Genomic DNA, 20,069 nt, shown 5'->3' on the forward strand with positions numbered 1-20,069 from the left:
TAAAATAAATTCTAAACAAGCTTAGACAATTTCTATAATTTGCGTGATTTCCCCTTTTTCAATTCTCACTTGTACATTCAATTCACTTTGAAGACACTTTATCCCCTCGACTAATCTTTTTTTATGCATGCATATTTTCAGCCAGCGATGCAGCAAAGCATAACTTTTTTGCCTTTCCTGAAGAGTGTCTCTGCTACTCCAGGTCTTTTGGACAGCTAGGAAAATCTGGCTCAACAGAAAATTTTCATCTTTAGGAGTAAGGGAATTTTCCGTATTAAGGAACTCATTAGACAGATAATCCTGCAGCTGAGCTAGAGTGTCATAAAACTCTTCTAAATGGTTTTCAAAGGCTTTTAACTCCAATGCCTTAATAATAAAAGCAAATATTTCAACATAAAAAAGAAGGCGGGTCTTATGATCAGTAGGCTTTATTTTTATCCCTGCTTTTAACAGCGTGTGGAAAAGTTCTAAATGAATCTTTGCGAAGCATTCTTTTCCTTTTGCCGTCTCTTTCCATACTTGCGTAAAATCTTCCTTAGCCATTAAGGCTAAAATAAACGATCGAAAGATAGGCCGCTGTTGCAAAGGATCAGCTAATTTCATGCCGTGTCTCTCTAATCTTTCCCAAAATTGCCGATAGCAATTGAGTAGGAGCTCATACCCATAAGCCTCACGCTCTTCCATCGTCCGTAGACAGATAACCTCTTGGATATATTGTAGAAAGCCACTTCTTATTTCCCACAATTTTTTTGAAGAATTAGCGGATAAGGAAAGGGAAATGAGGTTTTTTAACAGTTGGCTCTCTACGCGATGGGCAAATTTTTCAAAATCAGACGGGTTCTTTTCTTTTTTCAAATTCTGGATACTGCTAGCTATTTTTTTAAATTTGCTCTCGGTTCTTGCTCTTCCTGCTGGTGTAAGTGCTTTTCCAACTTCTTTCTGCCAGTGATTAATTTCTGCCAATCTCATCACTTGCTCTTCAGCCATCAAGCTAGCTTCTCTCGTTTTACCTAATTCAAGGAATAGTAAGGGGAAAAATACGGCTTGGTAAGACTCCAACTTTCCGGCTGACATGGCAGCCACCATTGCCTCCCCCAAGAGGCGCATTTTTTGATAAAACAATCCAATGTTTCCTGTAAAAATTCTGGCATGAAAAGCTTGAGATAAGAGTTTTGCTCCCCCGGCCAAAAATTGGTCTGGAGAATCTTCTCTAAGAGAGTTAAAAATTTTCTCAAAAATTTCTAAAGAACGTTCTTTTGCACAACTTGAAAGCTTTTCAAATTGCCCCGCTATTAAAGGCACCTCCTTTCTTTCTCTTAATACATGCAAGATAAATCCTAAACGATCCTCATAAGCTTGAGAGCTTTCAAGGAGTAAAAGGTGGCCGTGCTTAATAAATAACGCAACGCCCCTGTGAACATCGCCACCCTCTATCAGCAATTCGAATATGTTTTTAAACAACGTGATTTTTTCCTCAGCAGAAACTTTGAAAATAACCGCTTCAGGCCATTCATTATGGCAATACAAATGTAAAAAGTTAAAGGAATAGGGCGAACATTCTTTAAATCCCTTAAATTCTTTTAGGTGTTCATAATTTTTAACCATTTTTTGATAACACGTCTCAAATTTCAACCGATCTGCCTTTTCTAATAAGCCTGCAAATTTCCCAAACAATTCGAGGCTCTTTAAGCGAATTCCAGGATAATCGGTTAAAAGGTTGATGCTATCCACAATTATTTTTACTTGAGTAGAAGAAGCCAGCGTTGTATATAAAGGGCTCTTCATCAATTTCTCGACAAATTGATTTACCAGGGCTAGGGACAAATCCTCTTCAGAAATTTTTTCAAGCAAATATTTAAAATTTGAAAAGAAAAGGAGGGGAAAATTTTGGATACAAAATTCTGCGACACACTCGAAAAGGTTCACTGCCTTTTGATGACTGCCATAAAGGGGGTGATTGACAAGCAAAGGGATCAGCTCATTGATCGTTTTCATTTTTTCGCGAGTAGTCAGAGAAAATCCTGGAGGCCAATCGTGATGACAATAGAAGTAAAGCCTTACAAAGGTGGTCTGAGCTATTTTTGGCAACTCTAATTGGGAAAAGATTTCGTCAAGCTGAGCCTCTTTTCCTATAAATGGATGCAAATAGACAAAGCGCTCCCCTAACATCTCCAGAGTTTTTTCATATTTTCTTTCCTCAGAAAGGCCACTTTGAGAAGCTAACACCACCAACGCTCTTATAAAAAATTTTAAAAGCCCGAATGCAAGTGTGTAATTTTTTTTCACATTTTCTTTTTGAAGCATGGAAAGAGCAAATAGGATGTCAGCAAAATCAAAAATGCGCTCGAATATGAGAGGGTCGGTCCCTAAGGGAAGAGGTTCTTCCAGGTGGGTTTTCAAGCTGGCTGCATCGGCATGAATGATAGACAGGAGCAATTTTTTTTCTTTATCTTGATTGGATAATTGCTCCCATTTGTGCAAATAGTTCTCGGGGCTGGTGGATTGTCGCATCCACAAAAGAGAAAAGGTGTCTAGATAGCGCCAAAATTGGCCTTCTTGGTTAATGAAAGAATCTACATCCAGAAGCATATTAAAAAAAGCTTTTAAAGCGCCTTCTTTAAGCGTAGGAAAAGAGCTAAATTTTGGAAAATGATCATAAAATGCTCTTAAAGAATTTTGGCAGGGATTTTTTTCTAGTTGCTTTACAAGCGCTTTTGCAAATAATTGATTAATTTGTGAGTGTTCTAAAAATTTTTCCAAAATAGGGGAGTTGAAAAATTCCACTAAACATGGAAGGGAAGGGGCTGATTCGATCCAGTCTGCCAAAATGGTGGAAGAGTCCTCACCATGCGTAGTGAAAAAATGGCTTTGTAAGCTCGTGAGTTGTGCTTTTATTTTAGGATGGAGATGAGTAGCGCAAAGCTCCATCACCTCCAGCAGATATTCAATGGCGAGTTTTTGAGTATAAGCCTTCACAAGCTTTACGATCTCATCGATGATTTTAGGATTTTTAAAATCCTCTCTCTTTGAGCGTTGCAATAAGGCCATTAGACATTCTTCATCTTCGTAAGTAGGATTTTCCAAAAACCGGTTTAGCAAAGCCTGGCAACCTTGATTGATTAAGCCAGGATCGGGGTGATGAATTAAGAGGTTTATAGTATCAGAAGAGGCTTCTTCCAACATACGCCTACCCACCAAAAAAGCCATATTTTCATGCATCATTTCCACATAAGCTAAAGGGTCTTTTTTTTGGATCGAATTTAACAAATGGGAATAAAATTGCGCCTTTTCCTCTTGTAGGAGAGGATCCTCAAAAAAATGAGCAAGGCAGGGATCTTGCACCCACTTCCCTGCTGAAAACTTTTTTTGTTTTTCAAAGAAAGGCAAGCAAAGCATTAAACATTTAAATTTTTCTTTGGGAAAACCCCTCAAAATATCTTCTTGGATGATTTTTTCTTTAAATACTCCTAAAAACTGTTCCCGAATTTCCGCAGAACCAAATCGGAACACTTTGTCTGTTAAATCTTCCCACAAGACAGGATTTGAACCGGCATGGGCGATCAAATGGATGTAAGCTTTTAAAGGGCTCAGTTGAGGTTGAGCAGATTGATAAAGAAATTTGAGTAGCTTCTCTGCCTCATGCCCCAGCTCTTTCACCACTCCTTCTCCTTTTTGATGAATGAAACGGTAGACAATTTGAGGTTGCGATTGAGAAAGGCATTCCTTTACCAAAGATTTCCAGAGGGGCTTTCCTTTTTCATCTACCCACTGCTTCTCATAAAAGGTGTCGAGCAGTTTTTGAAAATGCCCTTCATGAGCCGGCAGTAGATTGCCACTCAACCGCCACAAAACAGCAATTTGAGAAGGGGTTAGAGGATTGAGCAATAACTGGGTGCTCCAATAAATCGCCAAGAAGGTTTGGGAGAGGTTTAATAAATGGGAGATCAGACGTTCAGCGATGGCGAGATTGATTTTTTGCTTAGCTCCGTGGGCCACTACCTCTTTCCATAAATGGTGAAATCCTAAAACTTCTTCCTTAGGAAGAGAAGGCTTTTCTAAAGATATCAATGTGTATTCTTCGAGCTGCCTCAGCTCTTTTCTTTTTCTTAGTAACTTGAAACATTTGATACTCAGCAAAAGTTGCACAAGATTGAAAAATGTCTGCTTTTGTGACAAAGTTAAGCTATAAGTGAGAAGATTTAGATGAAACTCTTGCACAACCTCTTTTAAAAATTTAGAGAGCGGCTTATCTTGCAAAATATGCTCTAAACAATCCTCTATTTGTGAAGAAAAGGAGGGTTTCGGTTCTTCCTGCCAAACCAGGGAGAAAAAAAGATGCAATAAAGTCGCAAATTGGAACGATTTTTTACTGTGAGACATTTTTTGAATAAAGCTAAAAACCCATTCAATTTTCTGTGTTTTTTCTATCAACTCACGACCATGCTGGCTCTTTAAAATTTTTAAAGTGATATCCAGTAACTTGATATCTTGAAAAGGGTTAGGATATAGCATTAATCGGGAAAAATAAAAATGGATGGTGTCCTTTAGCTGGCTTCCCCTTTTCATGCGAGACATAATTGCTAAGAGACTTTCTCCGGCGCGCAGAAACTGGGCCTCCTCAATTTCATCCATCACGGCATTTAGCTGAATAATCCCCAGTTCTTCTTTAGACAAGTAAGGGACATAAGCTAGAGGCAATTGGCTGACATAAATTTTCCCTTGCCGATTTGTAAGGATTTTTAACACCAAGTTTCTCACACGCTCGTATAAAGTATCTGAACAGGAAAATTGGCAAAGGTCCTTTAAAGCTTTTGTTTTAAGACGCAAATCAGTTTCAGTTTCCGGCGTATTTTTAAATAAGTATTCAGCCAAATTTAAAGCATCCTCTTGGCGCCATACTTTAAAATTTTTCCCTACCTTCCACAAAGAAAGGCTTTCGACCGTTTGTGAATTGTCTAATAATTCCCTTAAAATACTCCGCCAGACAACATTTCCCGAAGTGTTGAAAATCTTTTGCTCGGTTAAAAACCTTAATAAGGTATAAGCATACGATGCATACCCTGAGTGGAAAAGCTTACTTAAAAGCAGACTAAAGACTTCTTCAACTTGTTCCTTAAAACTCAGCAGAAATTCCTGCCCAGTCCCCTTTTCAAAGATAGGTAGAGCTTCTTTCAAAAATTCGTAGACCAATTGGGCTCTAGAATCTTTTATATAGGGAGAAAATTCTAAAAATAAACGCAAGCAAGTTTCCGCGTTACCCCCTTTTTTCACCCATTTAAAGACTTCCAAAGCAAGCTCAAGATTAGTCGGTAATAAAAGATGAGTAAGAGTATGAATGGAATCGATCTTTCCTCTTTTCCCTTCGAAAGATTTCTTCAAAATTTTGACAGCCAATCCCTGTAATCTCGGGTCATTAATCGCGGCTAAGGCTTCCATCCAGGAAAACGTTTGGTAAAATTTATCAAATACGTTCCCCACCACATTGAACCAGGGTTCAATTCTCGCAAAAACCAGCAAGTTTTCGAGCTGGCTCGCTAAGAGAATTTTTTTGTTTTGCCCGCTTTTTGCATAAATAAAAGGAAATTGTTGAATGATGTTTTCTAAATCCAAAATAAAAAGATTACATGTTTGACAAGCAAATAATAAGTGATAGTTCAAATAGCTGATAAAAGAGCCTTCTACAAAAGGCTGCTTGCGAATTTCCTCTTGCAAGGGTTGCAACAAAATTTTTATATAGGGGGAATAAGGAGAAAGCTGGGATCCTTCTGAAGCCAAAAACCCCTTTTGCGGGAAATAGGCATCCATCACAGCTGTTAGATAGCGAGCTATTTTTTTGTCCTTTTTTAAGAGGGATAAGCATGTCCTATAACCTATGGATGGTTCGAAACGGATAAAAACAGAGTGGATTCCCTCTTGTATCTTTACCGCGGGATGCCCCTCATGCTTGCTTAAGAAAATTTTTACTTCTTCCGTTTTAAACTTGGGCTTTTTCACTCCCAGAGCTAGCAAAGCTATACATTGATGAACCTGCATAACATCTATAAAGGAAAGCCCTAAGCGTACCCCTTGATCGATCAACTCAAAAATGGAAAAAGCCTGATCGTCAGAATCAGCAACAGAGGGTAATATTTTCTTATAGATTTCATCTACAACCTCTGAAGATACATGCTGACTTATGCATAAACACGCATTATAAGTCATAACCAGGGACATTCTTCGATCGTGAGGGTAATGTCTTTGCAGATAAGAGGAGATTTGCAAAGCATTTTGGATAGTCAATGCATCGGAAGCCCCTTTGATAAATCGATCTGTAATTTGCCAGGGTAAACTTTTGGTACCCTTCTCCCCTGGTTGTGGATAGTAAAATCCATGACCATCATCCCGGCGCCCTAAAGAAATTAAAGCGATGAGCTTAGAAAAAATGAGACTGTTCATATCATCTAAGCAACGCGCATGCAAGATCTTGGTGTGAAAATCCACAATCCCCTGCAAGCTATCCTCGGCTAGTAACTCTCCTTTGTGCCTATAAAAGCCACCGTTAGGAATGAGAGGTTTTCCACGGTTGTTGTCTTCTAAAAGAGAATTGAGAGATAGGCTAAGTTTCGATTCAAAAAAGCAATCGTTGGGATGAAATAAAAAAGCAATATCACAATTTATGCTCTCCCAAATGTCAGAACCAGGTTTGATAGATTGGTTTGCCCACGAAACCAAGGAAAAAAAAGGAGCTTTAACAACAAAGTTATTTAAATATTTGTCTCTAACCAGCTGAACATTTTTTTTCACCAAACTTTCTAAAAACTGCACAATATGCCCTGTGCCTTCGCTAAGCATGTCGGGTTGTGTATGAGGATTTAGGAAAAGAAACTGATAATCATCCTCGCAATCTTTTTGGTTGAGCTCCAGGCGTGTATCCCAATCAAGCTCCGTTTTTTGACCATTTGTTAATACCCACAAAGTCTTTGTAAAGTAAGATTCTCCTAGCACCTTTTTTTTGAGCCCACTACCTGCATAGGTAAGAAGAAGATCTTGCATACGGTGCAGAAGGTCTCTGAATAAAGCATACATATTAAAATCACGAGAGTCTAATTCAGTTAGTCGATTCGCTCGCCACAGCCGCCAAAAAAGAAGATCAAATTGTTTTTGTTCAATTGCCAAATATTTAAAGTCAAATTGCCTGCGGTAATTTTCTGTCACCCATCCGTTCTGATCAATGCGCTTCAATCCTTTTAAAAGGGCTATAATTTGTCCAGTTTCCTCTTCCTGAGGATCAAAATTTTTAAAACCAGGTGGGGGTGACAAAACTTCCTCTGAAAGCATTTCTATACATTCTTCCCTATTTACCAAGGGCTGAATGAGAGAAAGTGGTGTTAGGGCATTAAAAAATGGCTGGCTAATAAGGTTATCTGGATGCATAAGGTTTTCTAGCTAGGTAAAATGAGAGTTAAAGAAAGTCTAAATAAATTCAGAAAAGAAGAGGAAATGTTGTTTTCCTATTTGTTCAAAAAAAAATAGCAAGATATCCATAAAACATCAATCCTAAGGAGAAATTGTTACGCCTTAAGCGCATTAACAAAAATAAGCTGGAGGGAAATGAATTGAGAAAATGTTTGGCAAAATGGGGCTCTGAAATGAGCTCTCTTTCTATTTCTTTTTTTATAAAGGAGGCTTCAATCTTATTATTTCTTTAAGGCAAAAAAGAAGAACGCTTTACAATGGTTAATGCATAGGTTGCTTTTAGCCCAATTGTTTCCCACCATTATTTTGTCTGAGATTATCCCCATCGCCTGCTCGTATCCGCGCGCAAAGTCTCCCTTTCCTAGATTACCTAAGGATTTGGCCGACCTAAACAAATAGTGACAACGGAACTGAAAAAAGGGCATCGCGACCGTTTTCTTGGCTTAAGCACCCTAGGCCATTTTAAATCCTCTTTACGTGGGAAAAGGAATGGCAGTGCTTTTGTATGCCATAGAGGCTGCAAAAGCCGACCCACCCTTCCCCTTTAACATAGACGTCTGATGGCTGACCTAACTATCGATCGGTCTTTAAGAACTTCTGTTCATGATGTTCGCTTGCTCTTGCACTTGATGTTGCAAGCGAGCAAACTGGTTTTGTACTTGCGCAAGTTCGCTTCCTTCGGGGGGAGATTTTTTAGCGATTTTATCTCTCACACTTTCTAGCAGCCCTGGCCACTTTAAGAACCGATCAATAGGATGCTTAATAAGCGTAAAATGTACCCCCAAACCAGCATCATCAAAAATTTTTGCTTCTGAACCTTGCTGCGCGATAAGGCGAGCAGCTGTGGCATTGACCTGTTCCATCCCTCTTTGAGCTCCAAGTGTTTCCTGAACAGCTGCTGCTAATTCCTTGAAAGCTTCGGATTCCAGCACCTCAGCCGCTTCTGAGCAAACCTCCGCTGATACAGTTTTTTTGTCTATTGCGCGTTTTTCCTCTATTTCGCGGAAACGATCCGCCACCGGCTTTAGCTTAGTTAAATAATGAGCAAATTTTTCTAAGAACTTTTCCAAAGAGGCGCTTTCTTGTGCAGTTAGAATTTTTTTCAATTCTTCTTTTTGAGATAAAAGCTGATCATAGCCTGCTTGCCCTTGAGCCAATTCCCCCCCTGCCACATTTATCAATTCTTTATAAGCCGATACAAAATTATTTTGGAGGTCAGCTTGCTGTAAAAAAGTCAGCTTAGAGTTATCAACTTTGACTAAATTTGCTAACGTTTTTACCTGATGCGAGCTCGATGAAATCTTTGCCGTTTCATCAGAATTAACCTCGAATAAGGTAGCAAAGCGGGGCAAGATTTGCTCAATTTTCTCTTTAAATGCTTCAGAACGAACCATTTGCTCTTTTACCCCCAGTTGGATCGGACTTGGTAAAACCATAAGAGCTTTAATGACAATATCGCTTGCACTCTTAAGGGCTTGCAAATTAGCCTCAAAGTCACCAGTTGGTTGGCTGAGCAAATGCTCAACTTGCTTTGTGATTTCTGCTTCTAATTTCGTCCTAATCAATTGAACGGCTGGACTTTCCTGCCCTGCTTGCAAGCTAAAAGCCGCATATATTTCCGTTTCTTTCGTCAATTTATCAATTTGGACGCGCAGTTGGGTGTCGTCTATAGGTGAGGTCCCCCAAATAGTCCCCAAATCCTCTAAAATATTTTTTAAACGTCTTTCTGATTGATCCCGAAGAATAGCAAGATTTTTTGCCAAGGCTGGATCTGCCAATACAGCACTCCAAATAGCTTGTGAATTTGGAACTTCTTCAGAGGCTTTTTTAAATTTCATAGCCCGGGTGAAACGCTGTCCCCACGTTTTCCCCACTTTAACCCCTTTCAGCTTCGTTAATTCTGCGGCTAATTCGGCAGCTTCTGCTGTCCCCTCTCCACGAACTGATAAGGCTCTCTCTGCATTTTTATTCAGCAAACTTTGCACCGCTTCTTTATCCGAAGCTGTCAGGCTTTTACCTTCTTGAAGCCGTTCACTCACCCCTCTTTCTGCTCGTGTTTTACCTGTCCTGCTCTCAACATAGCTGCTAAAATTTTCTTCAACGCTCCCCAATTCTTTGGAAATTTGGGCTCCCTGAGAAGTTCCCTTTTCTCTCAATTGCTCCATCTGTTTTGTCAAATCTCCTATGAATCCTTTTGTGGCGATTGCGTTCAGTATTTCAGCTCTTTGGGCATAAAAATCTGTTCGGTTTCTTTCAGCATCTGCGCCTACAAATTTTTCATAAGCTGCTGATAAAGCATGAAAGGAGTCGCTAGCTGATGATAAAACCAAGGGATTGCCTAATGCTACCTGCGCTTTTAAAAGGCTGATTGCATTGACACTTTCTTCAGAAGTTTTTTGAGAAACTAAGCTATTTAACGTTTCTTTAGCTAAAATATCTCTAATTTCTGCTCCTCCTGCTTTATCCATTAACCTTTGGAGATCTTTCTGCGAGCTTGCTTCTAGTAAGTGGCCTTTTAATTTCTCTTCGCTCTTGGTTAATTTAGCTAAGGTTTGTACCTCGGGAGATGTTAATCGGGCGATCGCCGTTTGGCTCATCTGTTGCAGCTGCGGACTGTGCTTTGCCAGTGCCGCGAGCTCGAGTTGGGCATTGAAAGCCTCAAACAACGCTTCTCCACTATGACCATTTTTGTTTGCAAGAGCCTTTTGGATAGATTCTTCCAGCCTCTTTTGGATTTCTTTACCTTGTTTATAATCATCGCCAAACTGGGATTTTAAAACATCTCGCTTAGCTTCTAAACGTGCAATGACAGCTTCTTGCTTTAAAATCGCTTTTTCCACTTCAGAAGCTAACCGGCTGGGCCCTTTCTCTCCTAGTTCTGTTTTTAACTTCGCGAGAGCTTCTTTTTCTTGTTGAATCAAGCCATTCAGCGTGTGAATTTGCTTCCCATCAGCATGCTTCCATTGTTCCGCCGTTTTTCCTGCCACTTCTGAAAGTTGCGCTTCAATCGCTTTTTCGATTTTTAAGTTATTGATTGCTAAAGTATTAAGCCTATTTGCAATTTTACCAACTGGTCGGTTAAACAAATAGGTTAGCAATCCTACTTTAAATTGAGCCTCTTTTTTTTCACTGGAAGAAATCTCAGCTTCAGGAACCTTAGCACGAGGTTGAGATCCTTCTGTTTTAGACACGGTTTGAGGGAGCTGAGCGGTAAACTCGTCCGCTTTTTTTGTCCCTATATCGTAAATAAGAATCCGCATTTCCGAGAGAGAAATGCCAGAATAAGATTGATTACCTACTTGTCCAAGAGAGGTTTCTTTTAAATCCCTCATTTCTTCAAAATGGCTTAAAAAACTTATATTTGTGGATAATCCTCTGGTTAATTTTTTAATTTCTGCAAATTTTTCGTGTTTGACAGCCGTGTCAGTCTCTAATGAGAGGACTTGGATCTTTTTCCGGATAATAGATTCGATGAATTTAGCTTCTTCTTTTGAAACTTTTCCGCTTTCAAATTTTCCCTGTTTTAATTTCTTCTCTATGCTTTTTTCCTCGGAGGACAATTTTAAATACTTGCCCGCATATCCTTGTAATTTTTGATTTAACTCTGGAAAAAGCGTTCCACTGGGATCGTTTTTAGCTAATTGAGCTTTTGCTTTTTCAAAGTTTTGCGCTGCTTGGAGGGGATTTTTCGAGCCTTCGAACAAAAGATGATTGATTTCCCTTCGTATAGTCCCTGCCGCTCTTCTGGCGTCTTGCTTGCTAACCATCGCCTCATACTGGCTATTTAAAGCTTCTAATCGAGCTTTTAAGACATGCAGTTTTCCTTCCAATTGTGCCCTTTTATCCCCTGATTTAACATGGGCAAGCTGCAATTCCACATCTTGGATGCCTTGTTTAGAATGATTGAGAGCTGCTTTCAAGCTCTCCTCGTCCTTCTCACTGATTTTATCTCCACTCGCTATTAAGGTAGAATGAGAAGTTAGTTGTTGTTGGGCTTGAAAAATATCTTTCGCTAAATTTTGTATGGTATTGGAAATATCTTTGACGTTAGAAGAACCTGATTGGGCAATAAGAGTCACTTGCTCCCACCCTTGAATATAACCAACATGGGATTCTTCCACCTCTGGGTGTCCACCTGCTGAGTTAAGAGAAGATAATTGACTTGTCGGTAAAGAAGGGGGGATTTCGGGGCTTGGACTCGACATTTTAAGCTCCTCCTATTAAAGAGTAGAAAAAACTATTAAGATCCTTACCGTTATTATAAGAAATTTATTAAACAAAGTGAAGTTTTTATTTGAAAAAAATAAAAAGGGAATAAAAAAAGCCACTGAAAACCCAGTGGCTTGAAAAGAGAATAAAAGCGCCCAAACGGAATTAACGTTTAGAAAACTGGAAGCGCTTACGAGCTCCTGCTCGTCCATATTTTTTACGTTCTTTCTTACGTGAATCTCGTGTTAAGAAGCCTGCCGATTTAAAATCGGGGCGAAGCTCTTCTTGATTTTCGACTAATGCACGCGCAAGGCCTAAACGAATTGCAATAGCTTGCCCTTCAACTCCGCCGCCGTTCACGCGAATAATCACGTCGTGTTTGTGAACGCCGCCTAATTTTTCAAAAGGAGCTAATACAACTTGCCGCTGAATTTCTAGCGGAAAATACTCATGGAGAGCTCTTCCATTAATATCAATTTTTCCAGTGCCCGAACGGAGGCGCACTGAGGCGACTGCGGTTTTGCGTCTACCTGTTGTAACTGTTTCTTCCAAGTGATACCTCTTTAATTACTATATGTTAGCTTTAATGGGTTTTTGAGCTTCCAAGTTATGCTCTTCACCAGCAAAAATGCGCAACCTTGTCAATTGGCCATCAGTCAAACGATTGGAAGGCATCATTCCTTTAATTGCATGCTCAAGAATATAGCCAGGCTTACGCGCTAGCATTGTGCGATAAGGGATTTTTCTCATACCACCCATATAACCGGTATAGTAATGGTAGACTTTTTGCCCTTCTTTAGCACCTGTTACCCGAATTTTATCGGCATTAATAATGATTACGCCATCTCCCCCATCTTCATGCGGAGTAAAAGTCGGCTTATGTTTGCCTCGTAAAATTTTTGCGACTTCAGAAGCAAAGCGCCCAAGCGTTTTCCCTGCTGCATCCAGCAAGAACCATTGATGCTTAATATCTTGCTTTTTGAGCACAAATGTTTTTTGTCGTTTTTGCGTCATAATTGACCTTTTATACAAAGTTTTAGTGATAAATCAAATAGAAAGCATACGCTTTATGTCGTTTTTTGCCAACTTTTTTTGCTTTAATTCTTTCATTTCTTGCCGTTTTTTGCATGAAGCCTTGAAAAAGATCCCTTTATTCCTTAAAATGGGAGGCAATTAAAACACATATATAGCGCAATGAGAGAATTTAAATCACCAAAAGCGTGAGGCCTGCTCATTGCAAGGCTTTATCATTACAATCTAATTGAGAACATTCATGCGAAATCCAAAAACCTTTTATGTGCGCACCTATGGCTGCCAAATGAACGAACTTGACTCCGAAGTAATGGTCGGAATTCTTGAAAATCGAGGGTTAGTTCGATCTTTGGAAGAAGAATCTGCGGACTTACTCATTTTTAATACCTGTTCTATTCGAGACCTTGCCGAACGAAAAGTGATGGGAAAATTAGGAAAGCTAGGGCGCAATCGCAATCACGATGTGATTATTGGCATCACAGGCTGCATGGCTAATGCTAAAAAAGAATCCCTTTTCCACAAAGTGCCCCATATTGATTTTGTTTTAGGAACCAACAATATCCACGATCTTAATCGCGTATTAGACGATGTGATTTCCACCGGCAAACAAACTTCTCTTACAGACAACAAATTTGAAACTGAATTAGATTATATGGGTGCCAAACGAGATAATAAGGTGTGCGCTCACGTTTCTATTATCCGCGGTTGCAGTAAGTATTGTACCTATTGCGTGGTTCCTTACACCCGAGGAGAAGAAGTTTCTCGTCCGCCTGAACATATTGTAGAAGAATGCCGCCATCTCGTTTCTCAAGGGTATAGAGAAGTGACCCTTTTAGGGCAAAATGTCAACAGCTACGGCAAAGATGCGCCTCAATGGGGATGTTTGTTTCACGATTTGCTAGAAAAATTGGACGCTATTCCGGGATTGGAACGGATCCGTTTTATGACAAGCCACCCTGTTGATATTTCTCGCGAACTCATGTATGCCATCCGCGATTTAAAAAGCTTATGCGAATTTGTGCACTTTCCTCTTCAAGCCGGCTCTAACCGTATTCTTAAAAAAATGCATCGCATGTACACTGTGGAGGAGTACTTGGAAAAAGTGGCTATGCTCAAAGAGCTTGTCCCTCATGTGGCTCTAGGAACTGACATTATCGTAGGCTTTCCCACGGAAACAGAGGAAGAATTTCAAGAAACTTATCGCCTTTTAAAAGAAATTGAATATGCCGTGGCCTTTATCTTTGCCTATAGTGCTCGTAAAGGCACTCCTGCCATGCGCTGGAAAGATGATATCCCTGAGGAAGTTAAAAACCAAAGATTGCACGCTTTAATGCAGCTACAAGAAGATATTTATGCAAAACATCGTCAAAAAATGCTGGATGAAACCGTTGAAGTTTTGGTGGAACGGCCTAGCACAAAAGACCCTCGTTTGCTCAAGGGGCGCACACGCTGCTGGAAGAATGTGATCTTTGAAGGGGGAAAGGAATTAATTGGAACTCTACAAAATGTCAAAATTCATAGTTATACGAATCAAACCTTGCTAGGGACTCTCTAAATGAATCGCAAAGGGGAATTTCAAAACCCCTTCTCTTAATCTCGCTTTTCCCTTATATAAAATTTAGATACTAAGAAAAGGCCTCTCTTCACAGCAAGCATGCATTTATAGGAGGCTATGCTGTCACGTAATACACTTTTCCAAAAAGAGCCTAAAATGTGCATCAAAAAGGAACAGTTATGATCACACCCACAGCACGCGCTATGATGGCATCCCTCAGGACCTACCATCGCCCTCTAGGCGACGAAACAAATTTACTGGAAAGTTGGGATCAGGTGGTTAGTAGAGTTACCCGGCATCAGCAATGGTTATGGGAAAGGGCTCTAGGCCGGCAGTTAAATTCTCGCGAAATGAAAGAGCTGGAAGAAATGCGTTTACTTATCCAGGAAAGGCGCATTGCTCCTGCGGGACGCACCCTGTGGTTAGGAGGAGCTGAACTTAGCCAAACCAGGGAATCATGCATGTTTAATTGTGCTTACACGCATGTAGAAACTGTTTATGATATCGTAGACGTTTTATGGCTGCTTTTGCAAGGTTGCGGAGTGGGTTTTAAGCCTATCATCGGCACCTTAAACGGCTTAAGGAAGCCATTAGAAGAGATTCAAATTATCCCTTCCAAACGGACCAAGAAAGGAGGGCTTGAACATAATGTCGAGCATTATGATTCTCGCTCCCAAATATGGACTATAAAAATTGGAGATTCTGCCACGGCATGGGCCAAAGCGGTTGGAAAGCTGATGGCGGGTAAATTTCCTGCTAAAACACTCATTTTAGATTTTTCAGAAATCAGGCCAGCGGGAGAAAGAGTCAAAGGTTATGGTTGGATCTCTGCAGGGGATGTTCCGATGAGTAAGGCCTTTAAAGCCATTGCGACTATCTTATCCAATCGTGCCGATCAATTATTGACCCGTATTGATATCTTGGATATTGTTAACTGGCTCGGAACTCTATTATCCACTCGACGGTCAGCTCAAATTGCCCTTTTTGAGTATGGCCAGCCCGAATGGGAAGAATTTGCCACTTTCAAAAAGGAGTGGTGGCTAAGGGATAATGCACACCGCCAGCAATCAAACAATAGCTTGCTGTTTAGAAAAAAGCCTTCTAAGGAGGAATTAGAGTACATTTTTAAACTCATGATCGATTCAGGTGGCTCTGAGCCGGGATTAATTAATGCCGAAGCAGCTGAACGTCGAGCTCCCTGGTTCAAAGGGTGCAATCCGTGCGTAGAAGTTTTGCTAGGAAATAAAAGTTTTTGCAACCTCTCTGAAATTAACCTTCTAGCTTTTCAAGGAGATAAAATTGGGCTTGAACGCGCGCTATACATTACGGCGCGCATGAATTACCGCCAGACCATGGTCAACCTGCGCGATGAAATTCTTCAAGAGGCCTGGCATTTAAATAACCAGTTTTTACATTTATGTGGGGTAGGACTCACAGGTATTCGGGCATGCCCTTTCTCCCCTTATGATTACAAAAGAATGAAAAATATAGCTGTCAGCGCGGCTTACAGTATGGCAAATGAGTTAAATAGCCCCTTGCCTAAAAATGTCACCTGTGTCAAGCCAAGCGGAACGCTCAGCAAAATCATGGGCACAGAAGAATGGGGAGAAGTTCCCGAAGGTATTCATCTTCCTCTAGGAAAATACATTTTTAATTTCATCACTTTTTCAAAGCATGATCCCCTTGTGGCTCGCTTGAAAGAAGCAGGCTACCATGTCATGGAAAAACCCTTTGAATCAGAATCTGTTCTCGTAAAATTTCCAATCAGGTATGAAAAAATTCCCTTTACCCATACATGCATTACTCATAAAAACGGAACCTTAGAAGAAATTGACATCAATACAGATTCTGCAGTTGTCCAGCTAGAATGGTATCGCCTTTTGCAAGAATCTTGGTCAGAACAAAATGTCTCGACCACAATTTCTTACGATCCGTCTGAAATCCCTGAGATTATTGATTGGCTTCTCGCCCATTGGGATGCTTATGTGGGAGTATCTTTTTTACTTCGAAACGATCCCACCAAAAATGCTCAAGATTTAGGTTACGCCTATCTTCCTCAAGAAGTCGTCTCTAAAACAACTTACGACGGATATGTCAAGACATTAAAGCCCATTTCATACGAGGGGCTTCGCTCGCAACAAGGAAATACATTTGAGGATAGCTGTTTGTTGGGAACTTGTCCTGCCAATTAAAAAAGAATACGCGGGCTAAAAGAGCCGCTAAAACTTCAGCTGCTCTTTCATAGATGCTTAAAAAAAACAGGTAAGATGGCTGAGAACGCATGCCATTTCGCTAAGACGCCTATTAAGACCCGTAAATCCTACAGGCGAAGTATATGAAGGAAAGCATCGATCCAAAAGAAAAAAGGAAGTTCTAACCTATTCATCCCTTTTCAATAATTTACGCCCCCTTAAACCTTGGCGTAAACGGATGTACACCCATCCTGTTCGCCTTCAAAAAATAAACCCATATTTCTGGTGAATCATTAAAATTATTCTTAAATAGCAAGTAGCGCTTTTAACTAAATTTTTCTTTCCCCAAACCTGCCCTTAATTTTAATCCTCTTATTTAATTGCGAAAAATTTTAGAACCCTTTAGAGTGCTTTTCTTTTGTAACCAACAGTCACTCAAGGCTTTAATTTAGGACTTTTTTTTAATTTTAACCGTAAACAAAACCTCATTTACACCGCAATCGGATAAAGAAAATCGATTTAAAAGACTAATTAAAATACTCATAAACAAATTTTATCACAAGGTGAAGTATGTAGATAAACGAAATCAATCCTACACACATCTATATGTGTGACTCTCCAGAGCTAGGCATCCGGCAGAAAGAAATGATTCATTATCATTGTCATTTTTCTAAAGAGCATCTCGTCCAACATCTTCTCGCACAAGCAAGCGAGCAGCGGCTTAGAAGAGAACTAAAAGTAATACAAACCTGCTTAGAGTTTTTCAGTTCTCAAATCCGATCGAGTCAAATCTCTTTTTCCCCAAAGCTTCAAACAATTTTAATAGACTCTTTTAAAAACGATTATCAACTATTTGAAGCAGTGTTTGAACAAGCTAAGCTTCAAAGCCCCTCTTTGAATGCCCTAAGGGAACAGGTCAACAGGCTATTTTTCGAAACAATGCGAGATGTCTCAAATCTATCTACATCTCCTCACGTTCTATCTGCTAGTCCATTGCCCTCCTCCACACCCACTTCAGCGATTCATTATCACCCCCTTTCTCAATTACCGGAGGTCCTAGGGAAAACTTTAACCTGCCGCGATTTTTTGTCTGCAACTCTCAAGACATACACAGTGGAGCAAAAAAAATCGGGGGAAAAAGAAAATGAGGTTCTCAAACGCGCAAACTCCCACCAGGAAAGCAAAGGTTTAGCTTTTAGCAGGGAAGAAGAAAGACAATCCAATGGCGAGCGCGCGGCATTTCCAAATTGGCCAGCAAAGTCAGGCTATAGCCTCCCACCATGCTCAGACTCTCCCCCCTCAAGCTAAAAGAAGAAGAACCTTCCTTCCTTCTCCATCCTCAAAGCCATTCAAAAGAACTTATGCAAATTCGGAAAATTTCCAGTTTATCCGTGTCGATCCCAAATCGTTTGAAAAGCCCCAGAAAGCAACAGCAAGGGGCACGTCTAACAAATCAGACATTAGATATATTTTAAATTTTAAAGATAATGAAGATCAAGAAAACCAGAAGCCTCTCCGGCCTAGGACTTAAACAAAATGTAACGTTCTCATTAGCTGGGAACGTTACTCCAAAATTTTTACGAATTGCTGAATAGCTAGATCTTGCGCTGAAATCCGCTCTGTAGGGGACTTTCGATTTCGCGCTTGTAAGACTTTTTTTATCTCTGCTTCTTGCCTATCTAAATCTAAATGATGAAAAAAGTCAGCGCTAATTAAAAGCATATCGCGAAAGTCTTCTTCTGTTTGAAGAATAGAAGCCCCTTTTTTGGCCAACTTTACAAAAGCTTCTTTCTCTCCATCTTGCACCAAGAAGGTCAAAATTTCAAAAATAAACTCCAAATCTGGCTTTGTCATGATTTTTTTAATGAGCTGCCGCACTTGTAAATTGGCAGTATGGCTATCAGTCACGGCTAAAATGCGCGTTGTTAAAAACTCAAACCACTTATCATCTTTAATGTATTTTTGAAACCCTTCTATCAACTCAGAGGCATAAGCATAATTGTGATGATCAATTTGCTCAGCGATAAAGTCATATAAGAAACTTTCGATATCATTCGCACAGGTATTCGTCACTAATTCGAAAACCTCTAGAGGCTTTCCTCCCCTATCCACGTTTTCATCTAGGATGACTTGCAGATTTGCTAAAACATCTTGCATGCCTTCTTCTTGATCAAGGTGGCCCTGATCGTAAAGATAAATTTGATGATCTAATTCGTCGCAAAAAGTGGAAAGACAGGGTTTTTCCGGGATAAGTCTACGCCATAACTCAAAAAGCAATAAGTAAATTTGATCTTCATCTTCATGAGAAATCTCCGCTTCTCCCAGAAGCTCATCCGTTAAATCTTCCGGAGTGTCGCAATGCTCAGCTAAGGCGATAAAGCTCACTTTATCTAGCTCCACTTGCTTGGCTTGCAATCGCTTAAAAATTTCAACCATCGGAAGGGCACGGTAATCTTCCACTTGCCAAGCCATAACTTTTAAATTTGGCTCAAGCAACCAATTCATCCGCAATAAATTATATAAAGCTTTCCGCTCTACTTGCATCTAAACGACTCTACGTAAATATTCATCAACTTGCTTATAAACTGAGATGTGAAGTTTTCTTCCCCAGCTTCATTTGCTTTTAACTTAACTTTCAGGCTATTTTCTGTAAAAAACCCTTTATGCCTGTCAAAATCCCTCTAAGCTACCAGAAGCAAAAACACCAAGCTCAGGTTTATAAGTATAGCCCACTCAATGCATTTGAGCAATATCTTAAATCTCGAAATCAAAAATTTTTAAATTATTTAAGTTCTTTTATACCTATCTAACGGTATGGCTCGATAAGTTGCATATCTATAGCCTGGGTATATCCAACTTCTCCCTGGGAAGTGGCGATTTTGATCCAACCCTTTTTGCTGAAGTCAAGTACTTCCACTTTTGACCCTGCTATTAAGGGATCTTCCCGCACTTTTGCATATTGCGCTCCCGCCTCTCGAAAAAGAAAAGTGGGGTGGGTAACAATCGCATCGACCGAAGAGAAAAAACGGGAGTAAAGAGCACTTCCAAGTAAGATTAAAGCCACTGTTGCTAGGCACCCACAAAGGGAATGGATCCCAGGATAAGGGTACCATATGAATAAGGAGAGACAACCGGTGATCAAAATAAGAGACAGGGATAACCCCTGTAGCCTAGTAGGTAAAGGCCATTTATGAAAAAAAACGAGAGATTGAAAAACATTGACTCGGTGCGGGGTGCTTTCAATCTCTAACTTTTGCCGGCTTATTCTTAAATTTTCTTCCGCTTTAACTGGATCGGAAAGTAAATTTAACGCTTTTTCATAGTATAAGATAGCTAAGGGGTATTCGCTCAGTTGAAAATAGGTATTTCCCAGATTATAGTAAAGCTTCCCATTTCCATAAAGGGGATGATAAGTTACTTCTAATTGTAAATACCCTTCCAAAGCTTGGTTAAACGCTTTTTTTCTTTCACTTAAAGTCGTTGCCCGTTCACCTGCCTGATACGCATTTTCAACTTTACTTAAGTCTTTTTGCAAATTTTCTCGAATCAAAAAAAGCCCATTCGCCAACACTGCGACGAGAAGCAAAGCTGCGATTCCTATCCTTTTTAAATTTTTTGGCAACATT

Annotated in this window: 9 protein-coding genes; 3 read left to right on the top strand and 6 right to left on the bottom strand. The window is 39.9% G+C overall.

From position 1 onward, the window contains the following. Positions 1-21 precede the first annotated feature (21 nt). The 4 genes from PARA125_RS08410 to rplM form a co-directional block, all read right to left on the bottom strand. Complete coding sequence (locus tag PARA125_RS08410; RefSeq protein ID WP_213158446.1) at positions 22-7,413, bottom strand: hypothetical protein; 7,392 nt, start codon at positions 7,411-7,413, stop codon at positions 22-24. Positions 7,414-8,042: 629 nt separating this feature from the next. Beyond that, complete coding sequence (locus PARA125_RS08415) at positions 8,043-11,660, bottom strand: hypothetical protein (protein WP_213158447.1); 3,618 nt, start codon at positions 11,658-11,660, stop codon at positions 8,043-8,045. A 169-nt stretch (positions 11,661-11,829) separates the two neighbouring features. Continuing rightward, the gene (gene rpsI, locus PARA125_RS08420; RefSeq protein ID WP_213158448.1) at positions 11,830-12,216 is read right to left on the bottom strand and encodes a 30S ribosomal protein S9; all 387 of its coding nucleotides are present in this window, start codon (positions 12,214-12,216) and stop codon (positions 11,830-11,832) included. An 18-nt stretch (positions 12,217-12,234) separates the two neighbouring features. Beyond that, positions 12,235-12,678 carry a 50S ribosomal protein L13 gene (gene rplM / locus PARA125_RS08425; RefSeq protein ID WP_213158449.1) on the bottom strand — a complete coding sequence of 148 codons (444 nt, stop codon included), beginning with the start codon at positions 12,676-12,678 and terminating at the stop codon, positions 12,235-12,237. A 259-nt stretch (positions 12,679-12,937) separates the two neighbouring features. On the opposite strand from rplM, the gene miaB reads away from it, so the two are divergent. From miaB to PARA125_RS08440, 3 genes are all read left to right on the top strand, one after another. Next, positions 12,938-14,251, top strand: coding sequence for a tRNA (N6-isopentenyl adenosine(37)-C2)-methylthiotransferase MiaB (gene miaB, locus PARA125_RS08430; protein ID WP_213158450.1), 1,314 nt, complete (start codon positions 12,938-12,940; stop codon positions 14,249-14,251). Between the two features lie 179 nt (positions 14,252-14,430). Beyond that, entirely contained in the window at positions 14,431-16,443 is a 2,013-nt protein-coding gene (nrdJ, locus tag PARA125_RS08435; protein WP_213158451.1) for a ribonucleoside-triphosphate reductase, adenosylcobalamin-dependent, read from the top strand. Between the two features lie 645 nt (positions 16,444-17,088). After that, a complete protein-coding gene (locus PARA125_RS08440) occupies positions 17,089-17,751 on the top strand; it encodes a hypothetical protein (protein WP_213158452.1) in 663 nt (220 codons plus the stop codon). A gap of 255 nt (positions 17,752-18,006) precedes the next feature. On the opposite strand, the gene PARA125_RS08445 is transcribed toward PARA125_RS08440, so the two are convergent. Together PARA125_RS08445 and PARA125_RS08450 are read right to left on the bottom strand one after the other, a co-directional pair. Further along, positions 18,007-18,987 carry a hypothetical protein gene (locus PARA125_RS08445; protein ID WP_213158453.1) on the bottom strand — a complete coding sequence of 327 codons (981 nt, stop codon included), beginning with the start codon at positions 18,985-18,987 and terminating at the stop codon, positions 18,007-18,009. A gap of 262 nt (positions 18,988-19,249) precedes the next feature. Next, the gene (locus PARA125_RS08450) at positions 19,250-20,068 is read right to left on the bottom strand and encodes a hypothetical protein (RefSeq protein ID WP_249274300.1); all 819 of its coding nucleotides are present in this window, start codon (positions 20,066-20,068) and stop codon (positions 19,250-19,252) included. Position 20,069: the final 1 nt, after the last annotated feature.

The sequence above is a fragment of the Parachlamydia sp. AcF125 genome (genome assembly GCF_018342475.1).
GTDB lineage: Bacteria > Chlamydiota > Chlamydiia > Chlamydiales > Parachlamydiaceae > Parachlamydia.

What these genes read in the sequence shown, in the direction of transcription:
- miaB (WP_213158450.1), top strand. Translation starts at nt 12,938, where the DNA reads ATGCGAAATCCAAAAACCTTTTATGTGCGCACCTATGGCTGCCAAATG.
- PARA125_RS08450 (WP_249274300.1), bottom strand. Translation starts at nt 20,068, where the DNA reads ATGTTGCCAAAAAATTTAAAAAGGATAGGAATCGCAGCTTTGCTTCTC.
- PARA125_RS08415 (WP_213158447.1), bottom strand. Translation starts at nt 11,660, where the DNA reads ATGTCGAGTCCAAGCCCCGAAATCCCCCCTTCTTTACCGACAAGTCAA.
- PARA125_RS08410 (WP_213158446.1), bottom strand. Translation starts at nt 7,413, where the DNA reads ATGCATCCAGATAACCTTATTAGCCAGCCATTTTTTAATGCCCTAACA.
- PARA125_RS08440 (WP_213158452.1), top strand. Translation starts at nt 17,089, where the DNA reads ATGATTCATTATCATTGTCATTTTTCTAAAGAGCATCTCGTCCAACAT.
- rplM (WP_213158449.1), bottom strand. Translation starts at nt 12,678, where the DNA reads ATGACGCAAAAACGACAAAAAACATTTGTGCTCAAAAAGCAAGATATT.
- PARA125_RS08445 (WP_213158453.1), bottom strand. Translation starts at nt 18,987, where the DNA reads ATGCAAGTAGAGCGGAAAGCTTTATATAATTTATTGCGGATGAATTGG.
- nrdJ (WP_213158451.1), top strand. Translation starts at nt 14,431, where the DNA reads ATGATCACACCCACAGCACGCGCTATGATGGCATCCCTCAGGACCTAC.